Genomic DNA, 14,810 nt, shown 5'->3' with positions numbered 1-14,810 from the left:
ATGCCTCGAGATATACCCGTAAGCAACGGTTCGCTTCTGATAAACTTTGATTCTGATTATCAGATAAGAGACGTCTACTTTCCCTTCATAGGTCAGGAGAATCACGGAAGCGGCCATCCTTTTCGCTTCGGCGTCTGGGTAGACGGCGAATTCTCCTGGATCGGATCGGATTGGGAAAAAGTTCTAAAATACCAGGACAACACGCTTGTTACCGATGTTGTGCTTCGAAATCGAAGACTTGGCTTGATATTGCGATGCAATGACATCGTGGACACGGAGCTGAACGTCTATTTAAAGAGGATCGAAGTATTTAATGATAAGCCCGAGGCGCGCCATGTGCATCTCTTTTTCTACCATGATTTCAATTTGTACGGTAACGAGATAGGTGGCACTGCCTATTACGACCCGCGCAGCGCATCTATCATCCACTATAAGATGCATCGCTATTTTCTTATAAGCTGCCGCGAACAGCAAAAATGGGGCGTCCGGCATTTCGCCTGCGGGCGCCGAGAAGCGACGACTGGTTGGATCAACAACGAAGAAAACGGTGAATTGATCGGAGAGCCAGCAGCATGGGGATCTCCCTATTCCGCTATCGGCATCTGGATGGAATTGCCGGCTAACGGAGTTGCAACGGACTATTACTGGATAGCTGCCGGACAGACCTACACAGAGGTGTCCAGATTAAACTTTGAAGTGCATACGACAATGCCAGAAGCGCTATTGAACAGAACATCGCGGTACTGGAGAACCTGGATTCGAAAAGAGGCGTTGCAGAAACGACTGGAAGGGTTACCTCAACCCGTCGCCGACATATTCAATCGAAGTCTGCTTATCCTGCGAACACAGATTGACAATCACGGAGCGATCATAGCGGCAAACGACTCTGATATCGTAAGATTCGGAAGAGATACCTATTCCTATATGTGGGGACGTGACGGAGCCTTTGTAGCTGCGGCTCTGGCCCGATCCGGGTATTCTCATGTCTGCATGAAGTACTTCGACTACTGCTCCCGGATTATTTCAGTTGAAGGTTATATGTTCCAGCATTACAATCCCGATGGATCCCTTGCCAGCAACTGGCATTCCTGGCTGGTGGACGGAAAGGAAGTCCTGCCCATTCAGGAAGATTCCACTGCTCTCACATTGTGGGCTCTCTGGATACATCATGAGAATCTCAACGACATTGAGTTTATCCGACCCCTGTATCATTCTTTGATTTTAAAAGCTGCCGATTTCCTTGCCAGCTACGTTGATTCAGAAACAGGACTTCCCTTGCCCTCCTATGATCTATGGGAAGAACGATATGCAACACATGCCTTTACGGTCACCGCCGTCATCGCCGGCCTGAAAGCTGCCTCCCGTTTTGCCGATCTTTTTCAGGATGAATCCCGGGCCGAACGCTACTCATGCCTTGCCTTTGAGATGACCGAAGCTCTAAAGAATTACCTGTACAGTGAAGAACTGGGCCGATATGCCAGGTCGGGATCAAGAACGGAACATGGCTATAAACTCGATCCCATCATCGATATCAGCCTGCTCAGCCTGGCCACATTCGGAATTCTTGATCCACGTGACCCGCGCATGAGCGCTACGTTCAAAGCCATCGAGAACGAGCTTCGGCTAAAAAGCACGGTCGGAGGATTTGCCCGTTATCAGGGGGACGTCTACCAGAGAGAAGAGAATAGCCCGTCAAACCTTCCAGGAAATCCATGGTTTATTTCCACCCTCTGGGTGGCCGAATATCTGATCGAATCTGCAACCGATACGTCCAGTCTTGAAGGAGCCATGCAGTATTTCGACTGGTGCGTTAACAATGCTTTACCCTCCGGAGTGCTTGCCGAGCAGGTAAGCCCTGTTAACGGACAACCGCTCAGCGTATCGCCGTTAACATGGAGCCACTCCGCCTATGTCTGGACCGTCATCGCCTATCAAAAGAAAGCTCAAACGCTGCATTCCAATAGAATGGCAGAAGAACAATGATTGATTCAGGTCTTGTTCATTGCAATCAGTTCGGTCCGCCATTATTTCCCCGTCAGATGGCCGTCCGCGTAGAGAAGCTTTCTCAGGAGCAGGATTGATGCACAGGCTGCGCATTCAACATCGCACGGAATATCGGTTTTCCAATCCTGTCAGCTTTAACGCTCACAGACTTCTGCTTCGTCCTCGCGAAGGGTATGATGTTCGTATTGAGAGTTCCTGTCTCGATATCAGTCCGGCATACAATATACAGTGGCATAGAGATGTTCTGAATAACTCTCTTGCCGTCGTCACGTTTACCGCAGCATCCGATACTCTGCGCATAACGAGCGATGTCATTATTCAGCATTACGACCAGATGCCTATATCGTTCATGGTGGAATCCCATGCTCTGCGTTTTCCGTTCCAGTACTCTTTCAGCGAGCAGATCGATCTGTCAGCCTTTCGACGTCCGCTATCGATGAGCGATCAGCATGCTATTCAGGAGTGGCTATTGCAGTTCAACCTTCAGGGGATGGAAACGACCCATCTTCTGGTAACCCTGAATCAGGCCATTCACAATCAGTTCAAATATGGCATGCGCGAAGAGCCCGGCGTTCAATCCCCTGCTCAGACCCTTTTTCATCGAAGCGGTTCCTGTCGCGATTACGCTACTCTGCTGATGGAAACCTGCCGGTATCTGGGTTTTGCCAGTCGCTTCGTAAGCGGCTACCTGCATTCCCCTGCAACGGAGGCCGGCAACGGAGCCACCCATGCCTGGGTGGAGATCTACATTCCAGGAACGGGATGGCAGGGCTTTGATCCGACAACGGGCCTTGTAACGAGTCGCGATCATATTGCTGCAGCCGTAGCGCGAGATCCTGAAACCGTTCCTCCTGTATCAGGAAGCTTCACCGGATCTTATTCAGGTCGACCGATCATGCTTGTAGACGTGCAGGTGAATCTGATCAATGATTGATCGGAGCAGAAGGCAATTGGAATAGACGATGGAACGGATGAACCTCGACCGCGACATAATCTCATTATTTTCACATAATGTAATGTCCCGGCTTTGTTGTACTGAAAATGCTTGTACCCTGCAATGAGTCGTATAAACTGAACGCATGGCCCGGAAAAAAGCTGAAACACAGACCGAAGCAAAAGAGAAAACACGTTATCGTGTAAAGAACTGGCGGGAATATAACCAGGCCCTCGTGAACCGGGGAAGCCTGACCGTATGGATCTCAGATGATATCAGCACGACCTGGGCAGCGGAATACCGTCATAGAGGACGCGGCCATCAGCCTGTTTATTCGGACCAGGCAATTGAGTTCATGCTGACTCTCCGGGGCCTGTTCAAATTCCCTCTTCGCCAGACCACCGGTTTTGTAAGGTCGCTATTCACGATGCTAAAGCTGGATCTGCAAGTGCCCGATTATTCACAGGTTTGCAGAAGACAGGCGGGGATCAAGATGAAGCCGATCAATGCCTCAAAGGCTATGAAAAAAGGCGTGGATCTGGTTATGGATTCGACGGGGCTGAAAGTCTATGGCGACGGTGAATGGATGACCAGAAAGCATGGTCCCTCAAAACGTCGTACGTGGCGAAAACTGCATATCGGAATCGACGTTAATTCCGGCGAGATAGTTTATGCCGAGTTAACAAGCAATAATGAGGATAGCGGCGACAGCAAAGAAGCGGTAAAGGCGATGCGAGATTTGATTTCGTCAGGCGTGAAAATAAAGTCGTTCAGGGGCGACGGAGCCTATGATACTCATGCTGTTTACAATACCGCCCGCATCAACGGAATCAATGTGATCGTTCCACCCCGCGAACATGCAGTGACGCTCGATGAAAAGTATTCAAATGCGGAAAGGTTCAAGATATCCTGGCAGAGGGATGATACTATCAGGGCTGTGAGAGAGAAGACCCGAGCAGCATGGAAGAAGGAAAGCGACTATCATAAGCGATCACTCGTAGAAATGACTTTCTTTCGTTACAAAACAGTATTCGGAGAAAGGATGGCCGCTCGTAATTTCCCAAACCAGCAAGCCGAAGTTCTCTTGAGAAGCCGGTTGTTGAACAAGCTCAATCAGCTCGGCAAGCCCGTTTCTGTTCCGATAAAAACCTGAAGACTCAATGTTAAAACGACTGAGCATGGAAGTTCGCACTCTACTGACCGTTTCAATACAACAAAGCCAATGTTCCAATAATTTTATTATGTCGCCCGGGGGGACAAGGTTGCCCTCTCTCACGCAAGCCCGACTCTCACGTTCCCTCCTCGTACACAGCCTCCCACCGGGTTGCCTCCTCGCCGACACTCGGACCTTCCAGGCAGCCATCCCACTCGCCCGGCCGCCCGCTGCCCGCCTGAATTGCTTTTTCTGCCTTCCGATGCCACAGGTTTGAGAAGAACGGCCCGCTCTTCTCGCTTCCTGCTTGACATCCCGATATTTAACTTTTTTTATGATTTCAGGGAGCTCTTCCCGGCAAATCCAATTGAGGTTGCGCATGACACTCCGAGACAAAACAGCTGCAAAACTGAGCTCGAAAGCGGGCGAGTTCAAGATCTATAGATTCGACACACTTGAAAAGGAGACTGGCCTTTCCCTCAGTCGCGTTCCCTATTCCATCCGCATCCTGCTTGAAACCGCCCTTCGCAACGTAGACAACTACGTGCTTGAAGATAAGGACGTGCTTTCTCTGGCCTCCTATAATCCGAAAAAGGTTCCCGAAGGCGAGTTCCCGTTCAAGCCCGGACGTGTCGTACTCCAGGACTTCACCGGCGTTCCCTGCGTCGTCGACCTGGCTGCTCTGCGCAACGCCATGGTCCGCATGAAAGGCGATCCGTCGCGCATCAATCCGCTGGTTCGCGTCGACCTCGTCATCGACCACTCCGTGCAGGTCGACTATTTCGGAACGGGCGACGCTCTTAAGAAAAACATGGAGCTCGAATTCGAGCGCAATCAGGAACGATATGAATTCCTGAAATGGGGCCAGCAGGCATTCGATAACTTCGGAGTCGTTCCCCCTGGAGCCGGTATCGTGCATCAGGTGAACATGGAATACCTGGCCGGCGTCGTGCTGACGCGAAACGGCGAGGCCTTCCCCGACTCTCTCGTCGGTACGGACTCCCACACGACGATGATCAACGGTATCGGCGTAGTCGGATGGGGCGTCGGCGGCATCGAGGCCGAGGCCGTGATGCTCGGTCAGCCGCTTTACATGCTTGTTCCCGAGGTCATCGGCTTCAAGCTGAAAGGACGTATGCCTGAAGGGGCGACGGCCACCGACCTCGTTCTGACCGTTACGCAGATGCTGCGCAAGCGCGGAGTGGTCGAGAAGTTCGTCGAGTTCTTTGGACCGGGCCTGTCTAACCTCAGCCTTACCGACCGGGCTACGATTGCAAACATGGCTCCGGAATACGGCGCGACAACAGGCTACTTCCCTGTTGATACTGAGACGCTGAACTACCTGAAAAAGACCGGCCGCTCCGATGCGCAGATCGACCTTGTAGAGCGCTATTTTAAAGAACAGGGCATGTTCCGCACCGACAGCTCTCCCGATCCGGAGTATACCGACGTGCTGGAGCTGGATCTGTCCACAGTTGAGCCTTCCCTTGCCGGACCGAAGCGACCTCAGGATCGCATCCCCATGAAGGAGCTCAAGAAGACCTGGCAGGGCCTGATGACGAAAACCGTCAAAGAAGGCGGATACGACCTTGCCGGCAAAACCGAGACCGTCGCTAAAATCGAAAACGGATACAAATCCGACCTGCGTCACGGCGACGTCGTCATCGCCGCCATCACGTCATGCACGAATACGTCTAACCCTGCCGTCCTGATCGGCGCCGGACTCGTCGCTAAGAAGGCCGTAGAAAAGGGCCTTACGACGAAGCCGTTCGTAAAAACATCGCTTGCTCCGGGATCTCGCGTCGTTACCGACTATCTCGAAAAGGCCGGACTGTCGCCCTACCTCGATCAGCTCGGTTTCCAGACCGTCGGTTATGGATGCACGACCTGCATCGGTAACTCCGGCCCGCTGCCCGATCCGGTTGTGAAGGCGATTAACGACGGCACGCTTGTCGTATCGGCCGTGCTTTCCGGAAACCGTAACTTCGAAGGACGCATCTCGCCGCATGTGAAGGCGAACTTCCTTGCAAGCCCTCCGCTTGTCGTCGCCTATGCGATCGCCGGTACGGTGAACATCGACTTTACATCCGAGCCGATCGGCAAAGATAAAGGCGGCAACGACGTTTATCTGAAAGACATCTGGCCGACGAATAAAGAGATCGAAGACGCCGTCGGAACAAGCGTTCTGCCCGAGATGTTCACCGAACGCTACGGCAACGTGCGTGAGATGAACGATATGTGGAACGCCATCGCCGCTCCGGCAGGCAATATCTACAGCTTCAACGATAAGTCGACCTACGTGCAGGAGCCTCCGTTCTTCATGGATATGTCGCTCGACATTCCTTCGCTGAAGAATATCGAGAAGGCCCGAGTGCTCGTTAAAGTGGGCGATTCGATCACCACCGACCACATCTCGCCTGCCGGTTCGATCGCCGAGAACTCGCCTGCCGGTAAGTATCTGATGGATAACGGCGTTACGAAGAAAGACTTCAACCAGTACGGCGCCCGTCGCGGTAACGACCGTGTGATGACACGCGGCACGTTCGCCAACGTGCGTCTGCGTAACCAGCTTGTCGAGAAAGAGGGCGGTTATACACGTCATCTGCCGTCGAACGAAGAGATGTTCATCTATGACGCTTCTCTGAAGTATAAGGCCGATAACGTACCGCTGATCGTCCTGGCCGGCGCCGAATACGGCACGGGTTCTTCTCGTGACTGGGCCGCGAAAGGAACGTTCCTGCTCGGCGTGAAGGCCGTCATTGCGAAAAGCTTCGAGCGCATCCACCGTTCGAACCTCGTCGGTATGGGCGTGCTTCCGCTTGTATTCGTCGACGGACAGACGCATGAAAGCCTCGGCCTGACCGGCGAAGAGGTCTTCTCGATCGAAGGCCTGAGCGACGACATCAAGCCCCGCGCCGTTCTGACCGTGAAGGCTGAAGGCAAGGACGGAGTGAAAACCTTCCAGGCCATGTGCCGTCTCGATAACCAGGTTGAGATCGACTATTACAAGAACGGAGGCATTCTACAGACCGTTCTTCGTAACTTCCTCAAGTCGAAGTAACCTGGTTCAGACATCCGATGTTCAAAAGGGCTCGCACATGCGGGCCCTTTTTCGCGCTCAGAGCAGACCGAAGATTTCTGACCGCAAAAAGCGCGAAATACGCGAAAGTTACGATCCGAAGAAGAATTAGACAGAGAGAGTTGCTATCGGGCGTGCAAAACTTGCATGACAGGGCGATCCAGCATTGATGAATGAATTCCGTATGGAACGCACATCGGCCTCTGGCTCTATCCTCAAGACCTCACTGCTCAAGGGAATGGGCTTGGGCATCGGCTTCGGTATCGGACTCACAACGACGGCTCTGATCGCGGCTGCAGCCAGCATGAATCTTTTTTCGTCAGGGGAAGTCATCAGCTCAGCTAAGCTAAATGAGAACTTCGAGATTGCTGCTCCGGAAGGTGCGGTCATCTCCTTTAATTTAGCGGAATGTCCGAAAGGGTGGGCTCCGGCCGACGGTAATGATGGTACGCCTGATCTGCGAGGGCGATTCGTACGGGGTCGAGATGATGCGGGCACGGGTGCTGCGGGACGCGATCCGGACGGAGTACGAGGATTGGGTGGATATCAACCCGATGCCTTTCAGGGGCATGCGCATGCACCCCAAACAGGATATTTCTGGATCATCCTTGATGGTGCAGGAGTTGCAGGCCCTGCCTTCGGTTCGTCTATACAGACCATTCATTCAACAACCGGTGGCGCCGTGTCCGATGGAACTCACGGCTCCCCTCGCATTGCCTCTGAAACACGGCCGAAGAACGTCGCTCTCGTCTACTGCATGCGTAAGAATGCTCCGTAATACTCTTGCTCTTCTGCCCCTGCTCTGCGTTAGCTGTGCGTCTTTTTTCAGCCTGGACCTGGAGAATGAAGAGAAACCATACCTTTACTCGCGCACCCTGCGCGGTCAGCTCCTGAGCCATGGGCTTGAGGCCGAAGTCCGATGGGTACATGCCGAGGTCCTGAACGAGCTGCACAAGGCCGTTCAAGAAAAGCGAATCTATGAACTCGACAATTCTGAAATCGAATCATTCCCTTATCTTTACCTGAAATACGATTTCAGAAATCGCCGCCCTGCCTCGAATCTGCCTGAATTGCTATCGGGTTGGCAGAGCATCTGGCACGCAAATTACGAGCCTGAGTATAGCAAAGAATACCTGATTCTTGACCGGCCAGAGGGGCGCCCTGCGTTCACGATCTATATCAGCCCTGGCCTGATTAAGATCTCCGTTTTCTCGTATCAATACACCGGCGACAGATATGAAGAGGAAGAGCTCTGGCGCATCGACGACTTCTGGATCGACTATGATAACGAAGAAAGCGGTAACCGAATCGTCCTGACCGGCAGCACCATTTTCCGTAACAGTTCTGAGCCTGGAGGTCAGATATCAGGAACACAATACAGTTACGATTTATACACACGCGAGCCTCAGTATATCGATCGGTATACAGTATTCAAGGATACGATTGAAGGGAGCCTCTATGTTATCAGGCATGACTCCGAACCGGCTAAGATTGCCAGTTTTGAGTATTACATTCCGGCAAAACAGTATTCCAGGGTTATTCTTATATCGGCTGCCTTTAAAAAGTTTGGCCCTGACATCCCGCTTCTATCAACCGTCGATGTTGACGGTGTTCTCAAGCACCTGTATCCCGATATCCCTTTTGAACAGATCCAGGTTCATCTGCTTCCTGACCGAGCTGTTTATTTCTATGGCACGAAGAAGCTTCTTGAATATATGAGCCTTGGCTGCCTCAATGATAACGGCAGGCCCTGCTGGGTGGCGCACTATATCCTTCCCGAAATAAACGCCTATGTTACGACAAAGCACCGTTCAGGAACACCCGTATCGACGATTCACCTTGCAGATCGAACACAGACTATTACCTTTACGGCTGAAGAACTGGGTCGCCTCAGATTGGAAGCCAACCTGCATCGCACTCTGTCCACGACAAAGATCGATCCTGGTCTGACGGCCTTGATGAACTGGTATGATGAAGAAAAACAGAAACGGGAAGTTCCTGAGAAAAGACAACCGATCACGATACCTTCTGGAGACTCCAGAGCCTTAGTCGAAGCCATCGAAAACGCCGGGCCGGGCGCTATGATCGTGCTGGAATCGGGGATCTATTTTATAGATCATCCTCTGAAAATCGAGCGCAAGAGAAATCTAATACTGCGAGGCAATAATAGACCACAGATCATACTCAATAGAAAGACCGCTCCGGTCATCGACATACAGGGTTCTCAAAACATCCTTCTTCAAGGCATCTCAGCGCGTCACGTCGATATACCGGGCTGTATGAACGGCGTAGTGAACATTAAGCACTCGAGAAATATTCGCATCGAAGATTCGGAGCTGAACGGCAGCGGCCAGTTTGCAGTTGAAATATGGTTTAGCGAATACATCATCGTTGAAAAATCGCATCTTCATAATAACTCCCAGGCTGCCATCCGCATCGCTACAGAGTCACCGATTATACGGGGAATCGTTATTCGCGAGAATCTCATTGAAAATAACCCGGTGATTTTCTACGCGCCTGTTACCCTGAAGAAAGGCTATGTTGAATTCGAAAAAAACAGAGGGCAACCACTCGTAGAAAAACAGCCGGGAATATGGCAATAGGGCTCACATTCAAGGTCAGGGCTAAAGGCCGGCTCCTGAAAAATATTCCATTCCCAGGCGAGTGAGCAGCGCTGAAAAGGAAGCTCGACGGCCGGCGCTCTCATCGCTACTTTAGTTTGATATGAACCAACGCATCGAGATAAGCCAGACCGGTAGCCCTGACGTCATGCAGCTTGTACCGCTTGATCTACCGGAACCGGCTCCGGACGAGGTGCGCCTGCGACACGAGGCCATCGGCGTGAACTATGTCGATATCTATCATCGCTCCGGCGTGTATCCGGTTCCGCTGCCTTCGGGCCTGGGCATGGAGGCTACGGGCCGCATCGAGGCCGTCGGATCGGCGGTTCAGGGTTATGCGGTGGGCGATCGCGTCGCCTATGGCAGCGCCGGCCCCGGCTCTTATGCGACGGCTCGTAACGTGAAGGCCGATCTTCTGGTTCCGGTTCCCGACGGTATGGAAGCGGCAGATATCGTTTCCTTTCTGTTTAAAGGCCTCACGGCCCACATGCTCATGACGAAAATGAAAAGGCCGACCTCTGACGAGCCCGTTCTTGTGCAGGCAGCCGCCGGTGGAGTCGGCCTTGTGCTCACGAAATGGCTGACATCGCTTGGCATTTCCGTAATCGGCGTCGTTTCAAACGAAGAGAAGGCCCGACTTGTGAAAGAGATGGGAGCGCACGGCGTCATCGTGGCGGCTAACGAAGGCGATATGGCAGGACTTCCCGCTAAGGTGCGCGCGATCGCTCCGCGAGGCGTACCGATCGTCTATGACGGCACGGGAGCCTCGACGTTCCGCGCATCTCTTGCGTCGCTTGCGCCGTTCGGTCTTTTGATTTCGTTCGGCAATGCCGGCGGTGTCGTTCCACCCGTCGATATAGGCGAGCTCGGCCGCATGGGATCGCTCGGCATCCAGCGTCCGTCTCTTTTTACAATGATGGCCGACGCCCGGGAACGTAAAGAAGCAAGCCAGGCCGTATTTCAGGCGTTTAAAGAGAATCGCATTCCCGCTCATATCCATGCAAAGCTGCCGCTACACGAGGCCGCCGAGGCCCATAGAATTCTCGAAAGCCGTAAAAGCATGGGCTCGATCGTGCTGATCCCCTGACCCGCGAAGCGGGTTTTGGTTGACAGGTCTGCGGAGGATGGCGCAATCCTTCTATGTTCGCCATTACCGTAGATATGAATATGTCCGTAGAACAGGCCATCGCACAGCTGCGACAGTCTTTACAGAAAGAAAAGATGGGCATCGTTTCAGAGATTGACTTTCAGGCCACAATGAAAGAAAAATTGAACCATTCCATTCCTCCCTACTTTCTGCTTGGCATCTGCGGTCCGGGTTATGCGAAGCGGGTCATCGACGCCGATCCCGATATGGGAGCTCTGCTTCCCTGCAGCTGCGCCGTTTTCGAGACTTCAACGGGAAAGAGTCGCATCGCCATCCAGCATCCCGATGTCGTCGCCGCTCAAACCGATAAGGCAGACATCAAGGCAGCGATGAAAGAGGCCCTTGAGGCGCTGCAACGTGTTGCGGTAGAACTGCGCGGTTAAAAAGCTCACGCATGAATGACGTTAGCGTTTCGAGCCGCAGCAGCTTCAACAGGGGGCGCTCCTGCCCGGCTTATCTTTTCTTCGACATCTTTGAAAATCCGATAGACAGGGGAAGCAGTCCTTTCATCCAGAAAGCAATTCATGTTCGATATTCATGAGCTTGCCTCGGCGCTTCAGGGTATCTCGGGTTTTCATGCCTACGCCCTTGTTTTCTCGGTGCTTTTTGCCTGCGGAATCGGAGTTCCCATCCCCGAAGACATCACGCTCTTTATCGGCGGACTGCTTTCCTATTACGGGAAAGCGAACGTTTATCTGATGATCGTCGTCTCTCTGGCCGGTGTGCTTATCGGCGATACGATCATGTATGTGGCAGGCCGTAAATACGGTCGCGCCCTCATTGCCCGATCAATTTTTGCAAAACTGTTACATGCCGAACGCATGGAGCAGGTCCAGCGCTACTTTCACAAGCATGGCAATAAGGTGATCTTTGCCGCCCGTTTTATGCCGGGCGCTCGTTCGCTTGTTTTCTTTTCGGCCGGTATGCTACACCTGCCCTTTCGCGTCTTTCTGGGCTATGACGGTTCTGCAGCTCTGATCAGCGTGCCGGCTATCGTCTATTCCGTATACTATTTCGGATCAGAGGTCGACCTGATCATCTCTCGCATCAAGCAGGTTGAGCATTCGATCATTTTTGTCGTGCTCGGTGTAGTCGCCTTTGTAATCATGCGAGCCCTGTTTCGGCGCTGGCGAGCAAGACGAGCCGCTACGGCAGATTCGTCTGCTTCATAACAGGGCCCGCCCTCGGGTATCTTGAATTTCACTTTCCCGCTGCGCATAGCTCAAAATGCTGCACAGCTCATGGCAGCGCAGATTCATTTTCAATCGGTCAGCAAGTCGTTCTCGCGAGAACTTTTCCGTGATCTATCGTTCGGAATCAACGACGGCGAACGCATCGGTCTGATCGGTCCGAATGGTTCGGGAAAGTCCACTCTATTGAAGCTTCTGGCCGGACTGGAAGAAGCGGACAGCGGAAACGTGACCGTGCGTAAAGGACTGCGTCGCGTCTATCTCTCTCAGGCTGAGGCGTATGACGAGTCGGCCACCATCGAAGAGATTCTTCTCGCCGCCATCGCAAACCATCCCGAAGAGCATGAAAGGTACGAACTTGTAGAAAAGGCAACGGAAAACCTCAGCCTCGATGCAGGGCAGAGATTCGGCGAGCTATCGGGCGGACAGCGCAAGCGCGTCGCCATAGCGGCCGCTATGATCCAGAGCCCCGATCTGCTTTTAATGGATGAGCCGACGAACCATCTCGATCTTGAGGGCATCCTCTGGCTTGAGGCGACGCTCAAAGAAGCGCCCTTTGCCTATATCGTTATCAGTCATGACCGTTTCTTTCTCGAAAACGTTACCGACCATATCATCGAAGTCAACCGCATGTTTCCCGGCGGTATCTTCACGACCGCGGGTAACTATTCGACCTTTCTCGAACGCAAGCAGGAATTCCTTGCGGGCCAGGCCGAACAACAGGCCGCCCTCGCCAACCGCCTTCGTAAAGAAACGGAGTGGCTCCGGCGCATGCCGAAGGCCCGTACAACAAAGGCGCAGTACCGCATCGACGCGGCCGAGAAGCTGAAGCAGGATTTTTCGGCGGTTAAACAGCGCAACGAACGCAATCGCAAGCTACAGATCGAATTCGACGCGACGGGCCGACAGACGCGACGCCTGATCGAATGCAGCGGCATAGCGAAAGGGATCGCCGGGCGGACGCTTTTCGCCGATCTTGATCTCGTTCTCTCGCCGGGCAGCTGCATCGGTCTTATGGGCCGAAACGGAGCCGGCAAAAGCACGCTCATGCGTCTGCTTACAGGAGAACTCGAACCCGATGCCGGCACGATCAAACGAGCCGACAATCTGAAGATCGTGCACTTTGACCAGAGAAGACAGACGCTCAATCCCGACGACTCTCTGCGCAAGGCGCTATCGCCCGTCGGCGATACGGTTATCTATCAGGGCCGCTCCATTCATGTTGCCGGCTTCGCGAAACGCTTTCTCTTCGACACCGAACAGCTTGAGATGCCGGTACGATCGTTATCCGGCGGCGAGCAGGCACGCATCCTCATCGCCCGTCTTATGGTACAGGCCGCCGACGTCTTGCTTCTTGACGAGCCGACGAACGACCTTGATATCCAGTCGCTTGAGGTGCTTGAAGAGAGCATCGAAGAGTTCCCGGGCGCCGTCGTGCTCATCTCGCATGATCGCTTCTTTCTAAACCGGCTGAGCGATGAGATCCTGAACCTCGACGGCCAGGGACATGCCGAGTATTTTGCCGATTACTTTCAGTGGCAGGATGTGATCACCGAGCGCGAAGAGCTGCGAAAGGCGTCGAAGGCGCAAGCGGCCCGATCTGAATCGGAGCGTCTGAGCCTCGAAAAGAAGGCCGCCAGGCCGCGCAAACTCAGCAAGTCCGAGCAGAAGGAGCTCGATCAGATGGAAGCGAAGATCCTCAAGGCCGAAGAGGCGCTTGAGGCGGCGCAGTTAAAGATACAGGACCCGACGGTCGCTTCAAATGCGGATAAACTTGCCGAAGCCTGCGCCGCCATGGAAGAACAGCAGCGCGTCGTCGAAGCTCTCTACGAGCGCTGGAAGGAACTCGAGGCCCTGAAATAGCGGCCTCGAACTTCTATCCTTTATCGGCCCTGAAGCGCCTTCTTTACGATGCCGTCGGCGATTCTATGCTGAAGCGAATCGGCAAGATACGACGATAGCAGATGCGTGAACTTCGCGCGAAACCCCGGAATAATCAAGAACTTCTCGCGCTCCAGTCCGCTCATGATTCCCGTGACGGCCTCGTCAACGGTTAACGTTCCCGCAAATGCCTTCAAGGCGCCGACGACGGCCGGCCGAATGCTGCGCTCGTAGTCGACCATCGGCGTCTCGACCTCAGGCGGACAGATGACCGAAACGCCGATCCCCCGGGGCTTCCATTCCATTCGCAACACCTGAGCAAGCCCGACGACGGCGAACTTCGACGAGGCGTAGGCCGCATAACCGTAGCTGCCGACAATACCGGCAAGCGAGGCGACAAGGGCGAGACGGCTTCCCGGCTGTAAGATCGTGCCCGCTGCACGAGCTACGTTGCGCGATCCATAGAGATTCACGCGAACGACGCGATCAAACTCCTCAAGCCCCAGATTCATGAAGTCGACGGCGCTGACCACGCCGACGCTGTTCACGATGAGATCGGGGGACGATCGTCCCGCCTGCTTCTTGAACTCCGAAACGACGCGCTTCTCATCGGTGACGTCAAGCTTCACGGTGCGCAGTCGGTCGCCGGCTCGATCGAGAAGAGGCTGCAGTCTCGTCTGATCAAGCGTTCGATCGAAAACGGTTACCCGCGATCCTTTCGCGAGGAAGCGGCCGGCAAGCGCAAGCCCGATGCCCGAGCCTCCGCCTGCGATGAAGATGTCTTTATTCTCAAATTTCATA

11 protein-coding genes are annotated in these 14,810 nt (G+C 53.5%); 10 read left to right on the top strand and 1 reads right to left on the bottom strand.

The features are described 5' to 3' along the window. The 10 genes from LEPIL_RS05630 to abc-f all read left to right on the top strand — a co-directional run bounded on the left by LEPIL_RS05630 (nucleotide 1) and on the right by abc-f (nucleotide 13,991). Nucleotides 1–1,983, top strand: coding sequence for a glycoside hydrolase family 15 protein (locus tag LEPIL_RS05630; RefSeq protein ID WP_002770786.1), 1,983 nt, complete (start codon nucleotides 1–3; stop codon nucleotides 1,981–1,983). 97 nt (nucleotides 1,984–2,080) lie between these two features. Next, nucleotides 2,081–2,938, top strand: a complete 858-nt coding sequence (locus LEPIL_RS05625) for a transglutaminase family protein (protein WP_002770782.1) — start codon at nucleotides 2,081–2,083, stop codon at nucleotides 2,936–2,938. A gap of 145 nt (nucleotides 2,939–3,083) precedes the next feature. Next, nucleotides 3,084–4,091, top strand: a complete 1,008-nt coding sequence (locus tag LEPIL_RS05620) for an IS5-like element ISLil2 family transposase (RefSeq protein WP_002769088.1) — start codon at nucleotides 3,084–3,086, stop codon at nucleotides 4,089–4,091. Nucleotides 4,092–4,470: 379 nt separating this feature from the next. Next, entirely contained in the window at nucleotides 4,471–7,152 is a 2,682-nt protein-coding gene (acnA, locus tag LEPIL_RS05615) for an aconitate hydratase AcnA (RefSeq protein ID WP_002770780.1), read from the top strand. A gap of 202 nt (nucleotides 7,153–7,354) precedes the next feature. After that, the gene (locus LEPIL_RS05610) at nucleotides 7,355–7,948 is read left to right on the top strand and encodes a hypothetical protein (RefSeq protein ID WP_040919646.1); all 594 of its coding nucleotides are present in this window, start codon (nucleotides 7,355–7,357) and stop codon (nucleotides 7,946–7,948) included. After that, a complete protein-coding gene (locus tag LEPIL_RS05605; protein ID WP_002770776.1) occupies nucleotides 7,938–9,773 on the top strand; it encodes a right-handed parallel beta-helix repeat-containing protein in 1,836 nt (611 codons plus the stop codon). The genes LEPIL_RS05610 and LEPIL_RS05605 overlap by 11 nt, the downstream gene beginning before the upstream one ends. 121 nt (nucleotides 9,774–9,894) lie before the next feature. Next, nucleotides 9,895–10,878: a quinone oxidoreductase family protein gene (locus LEPIL_RS05600; protein WP_002770774.1), complete on the top strand. Its 984-nt coding sequence runs from the start codon at nucleotides 9,895–9,897 to the stop codon at nucleotides 10,876–10,878. A gap of 53 nt (nucleotides 10,879–10,931) precedes the next feature. Beyond that, nucleotides 10,932–11,321 (top strand): DUF302 domain-containing protein, encoded by a 390-nt coding sequence (locus LEPIL_RS05595; RefSeq protein ID WP_002770772.1) that lies wholly within the window; start codon nucleotides 10,932–10,934, stop codon nucleotides 11,319–11,321. Nucleotides 11,322–11,462: 141 nt separating this feature from the next. Continuing rightward, entirely contained in the window at nucleotides 11,463–12,110 is a 648-nt protein-coding gene (locus LEPIL_RS05590) for a DedA family protein (protein WP_002770770.1), read from the top strand. A gap of 69 nt (nucleotides 12,111–12,179) precedes the next feature. After that, on the top strand, nucleotides 12,180–13,991 hold the full coding sequence (gene abc-f / locus LEPIL_RS05585; protein WP_002770769.1) for a ribosomal protection-like ABC-F family protein: 1,812 nt from the start codon (nucleotides 12,180–12,182) through the stop codon (nucleotides 13,989–13,991). Nucleotides 13,992–14,011: 20 nt separating this feature from the next. Here abc-f and LEPIL_RS05580 read toward each other — a convergent pair whose 3' ends face one another. Then, nucleotides 14,012–14,809, bottom strand: a complete 798-nt coding sequence (locus tag LEPIL_RS05580; RefSeq protein WP_002770767.1) for an SDR family NAD(P)-dependent oxidoreductase — start codon at nucleotides 14,807–14,809, stop codon at nucleotides 14,012–14,014. Nucleotide 14,810: the final 1 nt, after the last annotated feature.

The organism is Leptonema illini DSM 21528 (assembly GCF_000243335.1).
Taxonomy (GTDB): Bacteria; Spirochaetota; Leptospiria; order Leptospirales; family Leptonemataceae; genus Leptonema; species Leptonema illini.
This window is presented reverse-complemented; position numbering and strand designations above follow the sequence as displayed.

What these genes read in the sequence shown, in the direction of transcription:
- LEPIL_RS05630 (WP_002770786.1), top strand. Translation starts at nt 1, where the DNA reads ATGCCTCGAGATATACCCGTAAGCAACGGTTCGCTTCTGATAAACTTT.
- LEPIL_RS05625 (WP_002770782.1), top strand. Translation starts at nt 2,081, where the DNA reads ATGCACAGGCTGCGCATTCAACATCGCACGGAATATCGGTTTTCCAAT.
- LEPIL_RS05620 (WP_002769088.1), top strand. Translation starts at nt 3,084, where the DNA reads ATGGCCCGGAAAAAAGCTGAAACACAGACCGAAGCAAAAGAGAAAACA.
- acnA (WP_002770780.1), top strand. Translation starts at nt 4,471, where the DNA reads ATGACACTCCGAGACAAAACAGCTGCAAAACTGAGCTCGAAAGCGGGC.
- LEPIL_RS05610 (WP_040919646.1), top strand. Translation starts at nt 7,355, where the DNA reads ATGGAACGCACATCGGCCTCTGGCTCTATCCTCAAGACCTCACTGCTC.
- LEPIL_RS05605 (WP_002770776.1), top strand. Translation starts at nt 7,938, where the DNA reads ATGCTCCGTAATACTCTTGCTCTTCTGCCCCTGCTCTGCGTTAGCTGT.
- LEPIL_RS05600 (WP_002770774.1), top strand. Translation starts at nt 9,895, where the DNA reads ATGAACCAACGCATCGAGATAAGCCAGACCGGTAGCCCTGACGTCATG.
- LEPIL_RS05595 (WP_002770772.1), top strand. Translation starts at nt 10,932, where the DNA reads ATGTTCGCCATTACCGTAGATATGAATATGTCCGTAGAACAGGCCATC.
- LEPIL_RS05590 (WP_002770770.1), top strand. Translation starts at nt 11,463, where the DNA reads ATGTTCGATATTCATGAGCTTGCCTCGGCGCTTCAGGGTATCTCGGGT.
- abc-f (WP_002770769.1), top strand. Translation starts at nt 12,180, where the DNA reads ATGGCAGCGCAGATTCATTTTCAATCGGTCAGCAAGTCGTTCTCGCGA.
- LEPIL_RS05580 (WP_002770767.1), bottom strand. Translation starts at nt 14,809, where the DNA reads ATGAAATTTGAGAATAAAGACATCTTCATCGCAGGCGGAGGCTCGGGC.